12 protein-coding genes are annotated in these 16,492 nt (G+C 38.1%); 4 read left to right on the top strand and 8 right to left on the bottom strand.

The annotated features are described in order from the left end of the window. Positions 1–1,013: 1,013 nt before the first annotated feature. The 8 genes from lpdA to ACFIJL_RS00795 form a co-directional block, all read right to left on the bottom strand. The gene (lpdA, locus tag ACFIJL_RS00830; RefSeq protein WP_375622076.1) at positions 1,014–2,420 is read right to left on the bottom strand and encodes a dihydrolipoyl dehydrogenase; all 1,407 of its coding nucleotides are present in this window, start codon (positions 2,418–2,420) and stop codon (positions 1,014–1,016) included. A gap of 31 nt (positions 2,421–2,451) precedes the next feature. Then, complete coding sequence (gene odhB / locus ACFIJL_RS00825) at positions 2,452–3,663, bottom strand: 2-oxoglutarate dehydrogenase complex dihydrolipoyllysine-residue succinyltransferase (RefSeq protein ID WP_375622075.1); 1,212 nt, start codon at positions 3,661–3,663, stop codon at positions 2,452–2,454. A gap of 33 nt (positions 3,664–3,696) precedes the next feature. Then, positions 3,697–6,696 carry a 2-oxoglutarate dehydrogenase E1 component gene (locus ACFIJL_RS00820; RefSeq protein WP_375622074.1) on the bottom strand — a complete coding sequence of 1,000 codons (3,000 nt, stop codon included), beginning with the start codon at positions 6,694–6,696 and terminating at the stop codon, positions 3,697–3,699. Positions 6,697–6,861: 165 nt separating this feature from the next. Then, positions 6,862–7,764 carry a succinate--CoA ligase subunit alpha gene (gene sucD / locus ACFIJL_RS00815; RefSeq protein ID WP_375622073.1) on the bottom strand — a complete coding sequence of 301 codons (903 nt, stop codon included), beginning with the start codon at positions 7,762–7,764 and terminating at the stop codon, positions 6,862–6,864. 3 nt (positions 7,765–7,767) lie between these two features. Continuing rightward, positions 7,768–8,964 carry an ADP-forming succinate--CoA ligase subunit beta gene (gene sucC, locus ACFIJL_RS00810; protein WP_375622072.1) on the bottom strand — a complete coding sequence of 399 codons (1,197 nt, stop codon included), beginning with the start codon at positions 8,962–8,964 and terminating at the stop codon, positions 7,768–7,770. Between the two features lie 88 nt (positions 8,965–9,052). Continuing rightward, complete coding sequence (gene mdh / locus ACFIJL_RS00805; protein WP_375622071.1) at positions 9,053–10,015, bottom strand: malate dehydrogenase; 963 nt, start codon at positions 10,013–10,015, stop codon at positions 9,053–9,055. A 288-nt stretch (positions 10,016–10,303) separates the two neighbouring features. Beyond that, positions 10,304–11,503, bottom strand: coding sequence for a cell division protein ZapE (zapE, locus tag ACFIJL_RS00800; RefSeq protein WP_375622070.1), 1,200 nt, complete (start codon positions 11,501–11,503; stop codon positions 10,304–10,306). Between the two features lie 97 nt (positions 11,504–11,600). Beyond that, complete coding sequence (locus tag ACFIJL_RS00795) at positions 11,601–12,146, bottom strand: AprI/Inh family metalloprotease inhibitor (protein ID WP_375622069.1); 546 nt, start codon at positions 12,144–12,146, stop codon at positions 11,601–11,603. Positions 12,147–12,371: 225 nt separating this feature from the next. On the opposite strand from ACFIJL_RS00795, the gene dapF reads away from it, so the two are divergent. The 4 genes from dapF to ACFIJL_RS00775 are packed head-to-tail and all read left to right on the top strand — an operon-like array spanning position 12,372 to position 16,457. Then, positions 12,372–13,223, top strand: a complete 852-nt coding sequence (gene dapF / locus ACFIJL_RS00790; protein WP_375622068.1) for a diaminopimelate epimerase — start codon at positions 12,372–12,374, stop codon at positions 13,221–13,223. After that, entirely contained in the window at positions 13,223–14,506 is a 1,284-nt protein-coding gene (gene mtaB, locus ACFIJL_RS00785) for a tRNA (N(6)-L-threonylcarbamoyladenosine(37)-C(2))-methylthiotransferase MtaB (protein WP_375622067.1), read from the top strand. The genes dapF and mtaB overlap by 1 nt, the downstream gene beginning before the upstream one ends. 14 nt (positions 14,507–14,520) lie before the next feature. Further along, the gene (gene ftsY, locus ACFIJL_RS00780) at positions 14,521–15,774 is read left to right on the top strand and encodes a signal recognition particle-docking protein FtsY (RefSeq protein WP_375622066.1); all 1,254 of its coding nucleotides are present in this window, start codon (positions 14,521–14,523) and stop codon (positions 15,772–15,774) included. Continuing rightward, complete coding sequence (locus ACFIJL_RS00775) at positions 15,771–16,457, top strand: septation protein A (RefSeq protein ID WP_375622065.1); 687 nt, start codon at positions 15,771–15,773, stop codon at positions 16,455–16,457. Before ftsY ends, ACFIJL_RS00775 begins: the two co-directional genes overlap by 4 nt. The last annotated feature ends 35 nt before the right edge of the window (positions 16,458–16,492 follow it).

The raw sequence follows: 16,492 nt of genomic DNA, 5'->3' as shown, positions 1-16,492 counted from the left end.
TTAGCTATTCGTTATATTTTGGCAACATTGCGATTTCTTAACAACCTTAAAGAAGAGACATATCATCTTTTTAAGACATAGCAAGCAATGATCAAGATAAACAGAGAAGCAAAAACTAATTTAATTACACTGTATGACTTGTCTTATCATAAAAAAGATAGTGTCATAAACAAAAGATATAAAAATACTGCTCTTTTAAATAAGAGCGGTATTTTTTAGAATATTCAATCCCTCCCCTCTTCATCTTAAATGACAAAGATCCTTAACCCACATCAATCATTAAACAATTCAATTTCTTTGGGTGAATTCCTTTTGACTTCCCTCTTCATATATAACGTTTTGATTTATAATAATAAATCATCATTTTTAATTTGATTCATAACGCTGAATACTATAAGATTTTCTTAATCACAAACTCTCTCACATTGAAGCAATTAAAATCTTTTGTCTGCACATCACAAACAAAGCAAGCGTATGAGTAAAAAATGACAAATTTCTCTTATGAAAACGCTCAAATAATAAAGAGCTTTAGCAATATTGAAAACTGAAAAAGTGTATTATAATGTCAGTGTGTACTTTTACTAAACATAAAGATGATGGTGCACAATAGGTCTTGTAACAGTTTGAATGAATTTCATATATTTCAAGAGGAACTTTACAGTTATACCATTCACGAGCCACCATCGCGAAGTAGATTTGAGCATTTTGAGAGATGTTTGCTTAACACAAAACACGCAGATAAGCTCGGAATCCTATCTTAAATATTTTATAACAGTATAAAAACTACCCCATATATAAAACTTTACATAGACTAAACACCACTGCTCTAAACGATAGTGCACAACAGGATAATCAATCAAAACTGCACAACAGATATCTAAAAAAGTAATTATCGAAAAGCATACAACAAATGGAACATTCCAATACTATTGGTTATATTCCTTTTTTTGTTGCATGCTTCACTAATATTTTCTGCCCCCCGTGCCTTTTAAAATGTGCTTTTTAAAAGCTTTTTAAATATGAAGTGGTTTAGCAAATGTTGCCAAAGCTGCCTCACGCACAGCTTCTGATAAGGTAGGATGTGCATGGCAACAACGTCCCAGATCTTCTGATGAACCACCAAATTCCATTAAAACTGCAATTTCATGGATCATTTCACCAGCACCAAATCCAAGAATATGTCCTCCTAATACCCTATCTGTTTTTTTATCAGAAAGGATTTTAACGAACCCATCACTCTTTTGCATTGCACGTGCACGACCATTGGCCATAAAAGGAAATTTGCCAACATTATATTCAATACCAGCAGTTTTTAGCTCTTCTTCTGTTCTTCCTACACTCGCAATTTCCGGCTGTGTATAAACAACACTAGGAATAACATCAAAATTAACATGTCCTTTTTGACCTGCCAAAATCTCTGCCACAGCAATGCCTTCTTCCTCTGCTTTATGTGCTAACATTGGCCCTTTTACGACATCACCAATTGCATAAATTCCTGGAACATTCGTCTGCCAATGGGCATCAATTGCAATAAATCCGCGTTCATCTAACTGAACACCAGCCTCTTGTAAGCCAAGCCCCTCTGTATAAGGAGAACGTCCAGTAGCAATAAGCACAACATCAGCCTCTAAAGTTTCAGCCTCACCACCTTTGACAGATTCAAAGCTCACCTGAGCAGTTGAGCCAGATTGTGTAACAGCTGTCACCTTTGCACCCGTTTTATATTCAATCCCCTGTTTTTCCATTAATTTCTGAAATTGCCGTGAAACTTCACCATCCATTGAGCCCAAAACTTTATTAAGATACTCAATAATGGTCACTTTAGCACCCAAACGGCTCCAAACTGATCCAAGTTCTGAACCAATGACACCAGCACCCACTACAATCATATGCGCTGGTACTTTTTCAAGTGAAAGAGCTCCCGTAGAAGAAACAATAGTCTTTTCATCAATTTCAACATTCACCCCTGGAATTCCTGAACTCTCTGAACCGGTAGCAATAATAATATTTTTTGTTTCAATTGTTTGTTTATTACCATCTCTGGCAACAACTTCCACATGACCCGCACTCAAAATTTTGGCTGTCCCAAAAAAAGTATCAACTTTATTTTTTTTCATCAAAAAAGAAACACCACTGGTATTGGCTGTCACCACAGCTTTCTTATGAACCATCATTTGTTCAAGATTAAGCTTAGATTTACCAATAGAAATACCAAGCGTTTCAAAACCATGCTGGGTTTCAGAAAACACTTCTGAAGCATGCAACAACGCTTTAGAAGGAATACAACCAACGTTGAGACATGTTCCTCCTAATGTTGTACGCTTTTCAATAATTGCTACTTTAAGTCCCAGTTGCGCCGCCTTTATTGCTGCTACATAACCACCTGGACCCGCTCCGATCACAGCCACATCATAAGACATCCGTTTCTCCTTTCATCCTGAAAACTGTATTTTACAAATCAAGAACAAGGCGTTCCGGATCTTCTAAGCTTTCCTTAACACGCACAAGGAAAGTTACAGCCTCTTGCCCATCCACAATACGGTGATCATAAGAAAGCGCTAAATACATCATGGGGCGGATCACAACTTGGCCCTCAACAACCATTGCTCGCTCTTTAATCGCGTGCATTCCCAAAATACCAGATTGTGGTGCATTCAAAATCGGTGTTGACATCAACGATCCATACACACCACCATTGGTAATGGTAAAAGTTCCACCTTGCATATCAGAAACGGCTAATTTTCCATCACGCGCAAGACGCCCCAAACGACCAATCTCTTTTTCAATCTCTGCCAATGACATTTGATCTGCATCTCGCACCACTGGAACAACAAGCCCTTTATCCGTTCCAACAGCAATTCCAACATTGACATAGTTTTTGTAAACAATATCTGTCCCATCAATCTCGGCATTAACAGCAGGAAGTTCTTTTAATGCATGACAAACAGCCTTGGTAAAAAAACCCATAAAACCAAGCTTAACACCATGTTTCTTTTCAAAAAGATCCTTATAACGCTTGCGCAAATCCATCACCGCTGACATATCAACCTCATTAAATGTGGTTAACATTGCTGCTACATTTTGTGCATCTTTAAGACGGCGAGCAATTGTTTGACGCAATTTCGTCATACGAACCCGCTCTTCACGTGTTTCTTGGACAGGAGTTGTCGAAGAACTCGTCGCAGAAGAAGAGGGTGTAGGGGCATTTGTACTTTGTTTTAATCCACCAAGAACATCTTCTTTAAGAATTTGTCCACGTTTTCCAGAACCTGAAATATCGCTTTTTGCAACATTATTTTCAGCCATCAATTTTGCTGCTGAAGGAGAAGGAGGCATTGCACTGCTCAAAGCAGGTTTCTCCGATTCAGATGAAGGCGCTGGAACAAGTGTAGCAGAAGGTGAAAATGATTGGGAGACACCAGCTTCTCCAGCTTTCACCACTCCTAAAAGAGCATTTACTTCAACCGTATCGCCTTCTTTTGCAATGATTTCAGATAATTTTCCAGCAACAGGAGAAGGAACTTCAACGGTTACCTTATCAGTTTCTAATTCAACCAAAGGCTCATCCATAGCGACAGCTTCGCCAAGTTTTTTAAACCATTTACCAACCGTTGCTTCGGTAACCGATTCGCCCAAAGTAGGAACACGAATTTCAGTAGTCATAATATTTTTCCATACATTCAGAGTAGTAATAAATTAAGAACCTAACGCGTCTTTAAGAAACGCAGCCAGTTGTTCAAGGTGTTTCACCATTAACCCAGAGGCCGGTGACGCACTCGCAGGACGACCTGCATAACGAGCACGTGAATATTGCGCATTAATATGCGTCAAAACCCATTCCAAATAAGGCTCAATAAATGACCAAGCCCCCATGTTTTTTGGTTCCTCTTGGCACCAAAAAACTTCTGCCTGCAAAAAGCGCGACAACACATTCACCAAAACTTTTGCAGGGAAAGGATAAAGCTGTTCAATACGAAGGAGGTAAACATCATCGATACCCTTTTTTTCACGTTCTTCATAAAGGTCGTAATAAACCTTACCAGTACAAAGAACGACACGGCGAATTTTATTATCTTTTTGCAACTTAATGACAGAATCTTTGAGACATTCTGCATCATCAAGCAACACACGACAGAAATTTGTTTCTGGCCCCATTTCATTGAGAAGAGAAACCGCTCGCTTATGACGTAAAAGTGATTTCGGTGTCATCAAAATCAATGGCTTACGGAAATCACGCTTAATTTGTCGACGCAAAATATGAAAATAATTTGCAGGGGTTGTACAATTAGCAACCTGCATATTATCTTCCGCACAAAGTTGAAGAAACCGTTCTAAACGTGCAGAAGAATGCTCCGGCCCTTGCCCTTCAAAACCATGAGGCAATAAACACACAAGACCAGACATACGAAGCCACTTACGCTCTGCGGATGAAATAAATTGATCAAAAATGACCTGTGCACCATTAGAGAAATCACCAAATTGTGCTTCCCAAAGTGTTAACCCTCGTGGTTCAGCAAGAGAATATCCATATTCAAAACCAAGAACAGCTTCTTCAGAAAGCATAGAATTAACAACGTCATAAAGCGCTTGCCCTTTTTGTAAATGATTCAAAGGAATATAACGCGCTTCATTCTCTTGATCATAAAGAACTGAATGACGTTGTGAAAAAGTTCCACGTTCAACATCTTCACCTGAAAGACGAACCGGCGCTCCTTCCAAACAAAGTGAACCAAAAGCTAAAGCTTCAGCGGTTGCCCAATCAACCCCCTCACCGGTTTCAAAAATTTTAGCACGATTATTTAAAAAACGTTGAATGGTTTTGTGAACGTGAAAATCTGCTGGAATTTCGACAAGTTTCTGACCAATTTCCTTTAAAGTTTTTAATTCAACACCGGTTGTTCTAGAATGCTGCTCATCAGAACTACTAAAAGCTTTGAGTCCCGTCCAGCTCCCATCAAGCCAATCAGCCTTATTAGGTTTATAAGAAGCACTTGCTTCAAGTTCACCTTCAAGTTTATCGCGCCATAATTTTTTTTGTTGCTCAATCTCTTCCGAAGTAATCATTCCTTCTGCTACCAATTGATCACTATAGAGTTGAAGAGTTGTTTTATGATTACGAATTGCTTTATACATAAGCGGCTGTGTAAAGGAAGGTTCATCACCTTCATTATGTCCATAACGGCGATAACAAAACATATCAATAACCACCGGTTTATGGAAAATTTGACGAAACTCTGTTGCTATTTTGGCAACAAAAACAACAGCCTCAGGATCATCACCATTCACATGGAAAATTGGTGCATCAATCATTTTTGCAACATCTGATGGATAAGGCGAAGAACGTGAAAAATGTGGAGATGTTGTAAACCCAATCTGATTATTGATAATAACATGAAGTGAACCTGCAACACGATAACCTTTAAGACCTGAAAGACCAAAAGTTTCTTGGATAACACCTTGTCCTGCAAAAGCAGCATCACCATGAATAAGCAATGGCAACACTTTTGAACGCTCACTTAAAGGGAGTGAATCAGTATGCGTAGGTCTTACAAGTTGATCTTGTTTAGCACGTGCTTTCCCCATAACAACCGGATCAACAATCTCAAGATGAGATGGATTAGCCAACAGCGATAAGTGAACTTTTTTACCATCAAAGTTCAGATCAGCGGTAGTTCCCAAATGATATTTAACATCACCGGATCCCTCCACATCATCAGGCTTATAAGATCCCCCTTTGAATTCATGAAAAATAGCTCTATGCGGTTTGGCAAGAACTTGTGAAAGAACATTTAAACGACCACGATGTGCCATTCCTAAAATAACTTCTTGCACCCCTAAAGTACTACCACATTTAATAATTTGTTCAAGAGCAGGAATCAGCGCTTCACCACCATCGAGTCCAAAACGCTTCGTACCTTTATATTTAGTGTCTAAAAACTGTTCGAATCCTTCTGCCTGAATAAGCTTATTCAGGATAGCTTTCTTATCTTGTTGTGTGAAAGCCATTTTCTTATCTCGCCCCTCAATGCGTTCTTGAAGCCATGCTTTCTGAACCGGATCAGAAACATGCATATATTCCACACCGATTGTTGAACAATAGGTACGATTGAGAATCTCAAGCATTTGCGGAATAGTTGCATATTCCAACCCTAAAATATTATCAATAAAAATGGGACGCTCATAATCAGCTGGAGTAAAACCATAAGCTTCTGGAGAAAGTTCCTTATAATCCTCTAATTTTTCTGCCAATTTAAGAGGATCAAGCTGCGCATGGAGATGCCCCCGTGCTCGAAACGCACGAATCATCATAATTGCATGAACAGAATCACGTGTTGCACGAATAATATCTTGTTCACCGGAAATTCTTCCCTTTTGAGCAGCACCCGTTACTGCTTTTTCTTTTAATTTATCACCAAGATATTTTTCGAGAGAAGACCAATCACCATCAAGAGCAGAAACCAACTCGCCATCCGCCTTTAATGGCCAATGATCATGTTGCCATGTTGCTCCTTCAGCATTTTTGAGAACATCTTCTTTGTTATCATGAAGGCCTGCAAAAAAAGCACGCCACTGTGAATCAACACTGGTAGGATCTTTTTCATACTGGGCATAAAGTTGATCTATATAATCCGCATTCCCACCATAAAGAAATGACGTCTGTGCAAAAAGACTATTTATCTCGTCCTGCCTTGCCATATACCTCTCCGGAACATTTATTCCGTCTCCTCATATCTCTTTTCGACCTTTAAATGCTTACAAAGCAAGTGAGGGTTCGAACATTCAAAAAAGCTTTACCTTTTTATATTCAAATTTTTTTCACCTGAATATAAGAACATATTCTTATTCAGGTGAAATTTTCTTTTAGCCTTTTAAAACTGACATCAAAGTCTTACCTATCTGTGATGGTGAAGGAGAAACCCGAATTCCGGCGGATTCCATTGCCGCAATTTTATCTTCTGCCCCACCTTTACCACCAGAAATAACAGCGCCAGCATGTCCCATTGTACGTCCTGGAGGAGCCGTACGGCCAGCAATAAAGCCAACAACTGGCTTTTTACGACCTTTTCTTGCTTCATCTTGCAAAAACTGTGCTGCTTCTTCTTCAGCAGAACCACCAATCTCACCAATCATAACAATAGACTGGGTTTCATCATCTGCTAAAAACATTTCCAACACATCAATAAATTCAGTACCCTTAACAGGATCACCACCAATCCCTATCGCAGTTGTTTGTCCGAGACCTTCCTGACTCGTTTGAAAAACGGCTTCATAAGTTAAAGTTCCCGACCTCGAGACAACTCCAACAGAACCTTTTCTAAAAATAGAACCAGGCATAATACCAATTTTACATTCATTGGGTGTGAGAATACCGGGGCAATTAGGACCAATAAGACGAGACTTTGAGTTTTCTAATCGCGCCTTCACTTTAACCATATCCATAACGGGAATACCTTCCGTAATACAGATAATTAAACGAACTTCAGCTTCAATAGCCTCTATAATAGCTGCCGCAGCCCCTGCAGGAGGAACATAAATAACGGAAGCATCCGCGCCTGTTTTTTCTTTTGCTTCTGCAACATTAGCAAAGATAGGAAGAGTTTCGCCCTTTGAACCTTCCCATGTTTCTCCACCCTTTTTAGGATTAACGCCACCAACCATTTGTGTACCATGATAAGCAAGCGCCTGTTCTGTATGAAATGTTCCTGTTTTTCCTGTAAGCCCTTGAACGAGAACTTTTGTCTTTTTATTCACAAGAATTGACATAGCTTAAGCTCCCTTCACAGCTGCAACAATTTTTTGGGCAGCATCATCTAAATCATCAGCAGGAATAACATTCAAACCACTCTCATTGATAATTTCTTTACCCTTATCAACATTAGTGCCTTCAAGACGAACAACCAAGGGAACTTTTAAACCAACCTCACGAACAGCAGCAACCACACCTTCAGCAATAACATCACAACGCATAATACCACCAAAAATGTTAACCAAAATGCCCTTAACATTTGGATCGGCCGTAATAATCTTAAAAGCTGCTGTCACCTTTTCTTTTGATGCCCCACCACCAACATCCAAAAAATTTGCCGGCTCAGCTCCATAAAGCTTAATGATATCCATTGTTGCCATAGCAAGCCCAGCACCATTAACCATGCAACCAATCGTACCCTCAAGAGCAACATAAGCAAGATCATGCTTTGATGCTTCTATTTCCTTTGGATCTTCTTCTGAAAGATCGCGCAATTCTAAAATATCTGGATGACGAAACAAAGCATTATTGTCAAAAGACACTTTCGCATCAAGAACACGCAAGTGACCATCTTTCATCACAATAAGCGGATTGATTTCTAAAAGGCTCATATCTTTTTCACAAAATGCCTTATAGAGAATTGGAAAAAGCTTTTCACCATCTTCTCGCGCACTACTTTGTAGTTTTAACGCATCACAAAGTCTTGCACAATCAGCAGAAGTAACACCCTCTACAGCATCAATGGGAAGTGTGAATATTTTTTCTGGTGTTTCTTCAGCAACCGTTTCAATATCCATTCCACCTTCTGTTGAAACAACAAAAGCAATTCGACCAACGCTACGATCAACCAAAAGTGAAAGATAAAGCTCCCGTTCAATATCGGCACCGTCTTCAATATAAAGGCGGTTGACCTGCTTACCTTCTGGACCAGTTTGTTTAGTTACCAAAGTCTTTCCAAGCATTTCTTGAACATTTGCAACAACTTCTTCAACAGATTGTGCAAGCCGAACACCACCCTTTGCATCAGGACCAAGTTCTTTAAACTTACCCTTACCACGACCACCAGCGTGTATCTGACTTTTAACCACATAGAGAGGTCCGGGCAATTTTTCCGCCCATGTTTCAGCTTGCTCTACAGAATAAACAGCGACACCATTTGCAATTGGTGCTCCATATTCATGAAGCAGACGTTTGGCCTGATACTCATGGATATTCATGCATTTGTCCTTTTCTTTTATGGATCATTATTAATCCTAAAGTTTTAATATTCTAAATACTTATTTAATGAATTAAATCTTGTTCAATTTACTTGAGACTAGGCACAAGAGCAATACAAGCTTCACAAAGCTTTTTAACCGCATTTACTGAATGATCAAAAGCACCTCTTTCTTCTTTATCAAGATCAATTTCAATGACCCTTTCAACACCACCTGCACCAAGTACAACAGGAACACCAACGTAGGTATCATTAACCCCATATTCCCCTGAAAGATAAGCTGCAACAGGCACAACACGCTTAGTGTCCTTTAGATAAGCCTCAGCCATAGAAACAGCAGAAGCTGCTGGTGCATAATAAGCAGAACCTGTTTTTAACAAACCAATAATTTCTGCACCGCCATCACGGGTACGCTGGATAATTTGATCAATTCTTTCCTGTGTTGTCCAGCCCATCTTTACAAGATCCGGCAAAGAAATACCACCAACCGTTGAATAACGCACGAGAGGAACCATTGTATCACCGTGACCCCCTAAAACAAACGCTGTCACATCTTTAATAGAGACCTTAAATTCCTCAGATAAGAAATGACGAAAACGCGCTGAATCAAGAACACCAGCCATACCAACCACTTTATGTGTAGGAAGACCTGAAAATTTCTGCAATGCCCACACCATCGCATCAAGGGGATTGGTAATACAAATAACAAACGCCGAAGAAGCGTATTTTTTAATTCCAGCTCCAACTTGTTCCATAACCTTTAAATTAATACCCAAAAGTTCATCACGGCTCATACCAGGTTTTCGCGCAACGCCTGCTGTTACAATAACAACATCAGCACCTTCAATTGCTTCATAAGCATTAGCACCTTTTAGACTAATATCAAAACCGTCAACAGGTGAGGATTCGGCGATATCTAGAGCTTTACCTTGAGGTACACCTTCTGCAATATCAAATAAGATAACATCAGCAAGCTCTTTAAGCCCAATAATATGTGCTAAAGTACCACCAATCATACCTGAACCAATGAGAGCTATTTTTTTTCGTGCCATTTTATTTTTTCCTAACTTTTAGATAATTCAGCGCACACCCATCAGCGTCCGTATACTGAATATTTTTGACTTCAACCATATTCAAACAATATCATAAAAAGGAGTAAAGAAATGAAATTTACAAATTTATCTCCTTACAGAAACAACAACCCTCCGCTGAAACAACTATTAGAAAATTATCACGATGTATCGATAAAGTGAATTTAAAAAAAATACAACAGAATTATTATATTTCTTTAATTTCAAAAAGTTATTGTTTTTACAGTTTACGTAAAGGTAAAAGTATAATCAATGCTTCTTCTTCAAAAGAAAATGTTCTTCCCAAAGTTTTAAATAATCGTAGCTTTGCATTTCGAAAAGACGTGATTGTGTTCTTTGAAATTCAAATGTTTCCGTAATCTGCGCATGCCCTTTATACAAATCTCCTATCCCTGCCGCCGCCGACATAAACAACCGTATGTGGCGCTCATAAAGAATATCAATAAGCAAAATAAACCGTTTTGTTTCATTGCGACATGTATCATCCATGACCGGTACATTATCAATAAAAATCGTATGATAACGCTCCCCTAATAACAAATATTCAGCTGCGGCCAAAGGCTTTGCACATAAATCCCCATAATCAAAACGTGCACATCCTGCACCAAAGCGCGGAATAGGAATAAAGCGCCCTTTTATAGAAAGCTCATCAGATCTCTCCTTATGTCCTTGTAATACAAGTGACCATGCTTGATCCATATATTCATTTGCTTTAACCCCCAACGGCGACACATACACCTGTTGTAGATTTGATTTTTCAAGGCGATAATCTGTTTTTGCATCAAGATTAACAACGCGAACATATGCTTTTAAAACCTGAATAAAAGGTAAAAAGAGTTCACGATTTAAACCGTTACAATAAAGGTTATCCGGCGCCACGTTTGAGGTGGCAATAAAGAAAATTCCTTTGTCAAACAATGCAGAAATAAGCCGCCCCAACACCATAGCATCAGCAATATCTGTTACACTAAACTCATCAAAACAAAGTACCTTTGCTTCTCGTGCTAGATCCTCAGCAACAGCTAAAATAGGATTATCCTGTTTAAATTTTGCACACCCAGATGATTGACGATAAAAATTAATACGCTCATGCACATCAGCCATAAAATCATTAAAATGGGCACGCTTTTTATGACCTTTCGGCAAACAAGAAAAGAACAAATCCATCAGCATGGTTTTGCCCCGTCCTACTTCACCATAAATATACAATCCCTGAAAAAAACCTGTTTCATCTCCTTGTTTTACAACACAAGAAATATTTCGTTTTTTCCTTTTAAATATTCTATTAAAGAAAGAACAAAATATAGAAGGCCAAGGACGAGAGATATTTTGTTCCGCAATTTTTTTTAATAAATGATCAAAATTTTCTGTTATAGCTAATTGAGCGGTATCGAAACAAACCTCTCCTTTATCGACAAGCTCCTTATAACGTGTTGAAACGAGAATCATCCAAAAAACCTTTTTCAAACCGATCTCAATGAAAAATACAAATACTTTTCACGAATCTGTCCGTCTAGTTTATTTTGTCATAAACGATCAAAAATGATTAACGACTTAAAATAACGGGATGATCATCAAGTGTACGTCCCTCAAAATGATCAACTTTTGAAGAATAAAGAGCAAGGATAACACGTCCAGATTTATTATAAAAATATAATCTTTTTCCTTTAACAGCCCACGACCTCACTTGGGAAGCAATTCCTGGACAGTGTAAAGGACCAGCACGGTACCCTTGTCCAAACTTTGTTTGTGGCGTTGCAATCCGGCAAACTTTTCCTTCCATAGAAAGATTCCATACCCCAGCAATACTTGCAGGAAATAAATCAGTGGCATTGCTTGGCAATTCGAGACTAGCTATTCGTCCATCGCTCTGTGAATCTCCTTTTTCATACATCGAAGCGTTTGCATCTTCAGATATAGGCGAAGAAGTAGACGAGAGATCAGACGCTTCCAATATTGTCATTTGTTGAGATGGATAAAAAACTTCTAATGCGTTACCATCGTCATTACCGTCAAACCGTGTTGTTGAACATCCCCCTAAAAACATTACAGTTGATAGTGCAACGAAAAACGAAATTTTTGAAAACGCCATATCTATACTCTCTCCTATGACAATAAATAAGTTCACAAAAAAAATAAGTGAATATTTGTTATGGTTACAAAGATAAATTAACAAATTAAAAAAAACAGGTTAAAATTACTTATTTTAAACGAAATAATTTATGTACCCATTTTTATATTGATTAAACACTAGAAATTTATAATATTTTCAGTCATATATTTTTTTATAAGTAATCATTAGAAATAGAGAAGTTTCATGAAAACGCCATTTAGCAAAATGGACGGTCTTGGAAATCAAATTATTGTTGTTGATATGCGTGAAAGCACTCATGCTCTTACACCACAAGCAATCCTTGCTTTATCAGCAGATCCTGAAATGCATTTTGATCAAATCATGGCTATCCACACACCAACCCAAAAAAAAGCCGACTTCCGCATAGAAATATGGAATGCCGACGGGTCAATGGCTAAAGCTTGTGGCAATGGTACCCGCTGTGTCATTGCATGGCTTAAAGATCACAATTTTGGTGAAAAATTTCATTTAGAAACTCCCGCTGGAATTATTAAAGGGAAATACCAAACCGATAATCTCATTTCTGTTGATATGGGATGCCCAAACTTCAATGCAAAAGAGATGCCTGTTTCACGTGAAATAGTTGATACCAATCACGTAGAAATTACGGCTGGTCCCCTAAAAGATGCTTGTCTCATATCCATTGGCAATCTCCATGCTATCTTTTTTGTTGAAAATGATATTGAACATATTCCATTAGAAAAATATGGGCCCAAACTTGAACATGATCCCCTGTTTCCTGAACGGTGCAATATTTCCATTGCTTGCATAACGTCAAAGAAAAGTCTAAATTTACGCACATGGGAGAGAGGAGCTGGATTAACACAAGCATGTGGGAGCGCTGCTTGTGCAAGTGCAGTAGCTGCTTATCGACGTGGTCTTACAGAGCGCCATATCGATGTAAACTTACCAAGGGGAACACTTAATATTTTTTACCGAGAAGACGATCACATTATTATGACAGGACCAATAAAATATCAATTTAGTGGTTTTTTAAGCCCTTTAACAGGGGACTACAAAAAGGATCACTCCTGATGGCAATAGAAATTGTAACTTTTGGTTGTCGACTCAATAGCTACGAATCGGAAATCATTCGCAAAGAAAGTACTTCTTCAGGGTTAGAGCAGCTCAAAGATGGTGCGATTATTTTTAATACCTGCGCTGTCACTGCCGAAGCTGTACGACAAGCAAAACAAGCTATCCGCAAAGCACGACGTGAAAATCCCCGTGCACGTATCATTGTAACAGGGTGTGCAGCCCAAACAGAAGCACAAAATTTTGCCTCAATGACAGAAGTGGATCTCGTTTTAGGAAACGAAGATAAACTTCACGCCCATTCTTATCGTCAACTTCCTGATTTTGGTATTAATCATTCTGAAAAGGTGCGTATCAATGACATTATGGAAGTACAAAAAATTGCTCCACATATGGTCAATGCAATGCAAGAGCGCACCCGCGCTTTTGTACAAGTACAAAACGGATGTGATCATCGCTGTACATTTTGCATTATTCCTTATGGACGAGGACCATCTCGTTCAGTTCCCATGGGTGCTGTCATAGAACAAATTAAAAAGCTTATAGGTGGGGGTATCCAAGAGGTGGTCCTTACAGGTGTTGACCTTACAAGTTATGGCCACGATCTTCCTGGAAAAGCTACTCTAGGAAAATTAACTTCAGCAATTTTGCATCATGTCCCTGACTTAACACGTTTACGCCTCTCATCTATTGACTCTATTGAAGCAGACGAAGAACTCATCAATCTTTTAGCTTATGAAAAAAGAATCATGCCCCATTTGCATTTATCTTTGCAAGCAGGTGATAATATGATTTTAAAACGGATGAAACGGCGTCATCTGCGCGAACATGCCATTCAATTTTGCCAAGAATTGCGTGCCAAACGTCCTACAATGGTTTATGGTGCTGACTTAATTGCTGGTTTTCCTACAGAAACAGAAGAAATGTTTCAAAACAGTCTTGTTTTAATCAAAGATTGTAATTTAACCCATCTCCATGTCTTCCCCTTTAGTCCAAGAGAAGGAACACCTGCCGCACGTATGCCACAAATAAACCGTAAAATAGTTAAGATGCGTGCTGAAAAATTGCGTAAAGCAGGTGAAATGGCTTACCAAAAGCATCTTGCTCATTTACAAAACAGTCTACAAACAATTCTCGTTGAAAAAGATGAAATCGGACGAACAGAAGATTATACTCTTGTACAAGTTAAAGGTGCAAAAGCAGGAACAATTGTTCAAGCCCTTATAGTTGATCATGATGGCGATAAATTGATTGCTGTCCCTCCAAAGTTAAACGCTGCTTGAGCAGGAAAATTCTTATGACGAAATCTTTTATAAAAAAAATATTCTCTTTTAACAAATCTCAAGAGCAAGAAATTGAACAACAGATTTCTATTCCTGATAAAAGCGATATAATAGAAGAAAATAAAGACAAAAATGAAAAGACAAAAAATAACCAAGTTTCTATAGACACAGAAAAAGAAGAACAAACAAAAAATCCAGAGTCAATACTTACAAAATATGATGAAAAATCCTCATCTTTAGAAGCCCATTCTGATAAAATTCCCCTTTCTGGTAAAATTATTGTCACAGACAACATCCGTGAAAAAAAGAATGAAGAAATTTTATATGAACCTTCTGTTGAACAAAAAAAGGTAGCGTGGTTTGGGCGCCTAAAAAAAGGTCTATCCCTTTCTTCACAACGCTTAAGCGGATCAATTGGCGATCTCTTTGTTAAAAGAAAACTTGATGAAGATACATTGCAAGAGCTCGAAGATATTCTTATCCAAGCTGACATAGGTGTAGAGACGGCAACACGCATCACAAATACTTTATCTTCCAGCCGTTATGGAAAAGACCTCTCTCCAAATGACATTCATACTATTGTAGCTGATGAGATAAAAAAAGTTCTAGAACCTGTTGCAATACCATTAGAACTTGATCTTAGCCATAAGCCTCATGTTATTTTGCTGGTAGGTGTAAATGGCACTGGAAAAACGACAACTATTGGAAAACTTGCAGCCAAATTAACAGCAGGGGGATTAAAAGTTATGCTTGCAGCTGGTGATACTTTCCGAGCCGCTGCTATTGAGCAACTGCATATTTGGGGTGAGCGCACCGGTTCTCCTGTCATTTCGACAAAATTGGGTGCAGATGCCGCAAGTTTAGCTTTTGATGCTTTTGAGAAAGCAAAAAAAGCAAACAGTGATATATTAATTATTGATACAGCAGGACGTTTACAAAATAAATCTGAATTAATGGATGAGTTGGCAAAAATTATTCGTGTTTTAAAAAAACACACCCCCCAAGCACCCCATACAATCCTTCAAACGCTTGATGCAACAACCGGACAAAATGCACTCAACCAAGTGGATATTTTCCGCGATATTGCTGGTGTTAATGGTTTAGTCATGACAAAGCTAGATGGGACTGCACGAGGAGGAATTCTTGTCGCTATCGCAGCAAAATATAAATTACCCGTTTATTTTATCGGCATAGGAGAAGATATTGAAGATCTTCAACCCTTTTCTGCTTCTGACTTTGCCGAAACTATCGCAGGAAAACACGCATGAAACAGCCTTTGTCTAATCCTAATTCACACAATAATTCTGAAAAAAATATGAATAATAATAAGAAAGTTTCTCTCTCACCCAAATTTAAGTTTTTCTTGGAAATGGGTCCATTAGTTGCCTTCTTTTTTGCCAATTACAAAGGAGAATGGTTAATAAAAAACATTGGATTTTTTCAAAATTTTAACAAACCTATTTTCCCTGCAACAGCTATTTTCATGGGAGCGATTATTATTTCTCTAAGCTTATCATGGATACTTGTAAGACAAATTCCTATTATGCCTCTTATTTCGGGAATATTTGTTTTAGTTTTTGGCTTTTTAACTCTCTGGCTTCATAATGAAACTTTCATAAAAATGAAACCAACAATCATTAATATCTTATTTGCTTTTATACTTTTTGGTGGGATGTTTTTTAAAAAACCACTTTTACGTTATGCTTTTGATTCTACCTTAAAACTTGATGATTTAGGTTGGCAAAAACTGACCTATCGTTGGGCGTTTTTTTTCGTTTTTCTTGCTATTTTGAATGAAATCATTTGGCGCAATTTTAGCGATAATTTCTGGACTAATTTCAAAGTATTTGGTGTCATGCCTATAACAGTCCTTTTCATGCTTACCCAAATGCCTATCATTATAAAACATTCAGAAGGACTTTTTACAGAAGAGGACAAATCTGATTCTTAAAAAATTCACCACTACCGATTATTTTATAGATTCAT

The sequence above is a fragment of the Bartonella sp. TT119HLJHH genome (genome assembly GCF_042193385.1).
Classification (GTDB): Bacteria; Pseudomonadota; Alphaproteobacteria; order Rhizobiales; family Rhizobiaceae; genus Bartonella.
Note: the sequence above shows the minus strand (reverse complement) of the source record. Positions and strands in the feature narration are given on the sequence as shown.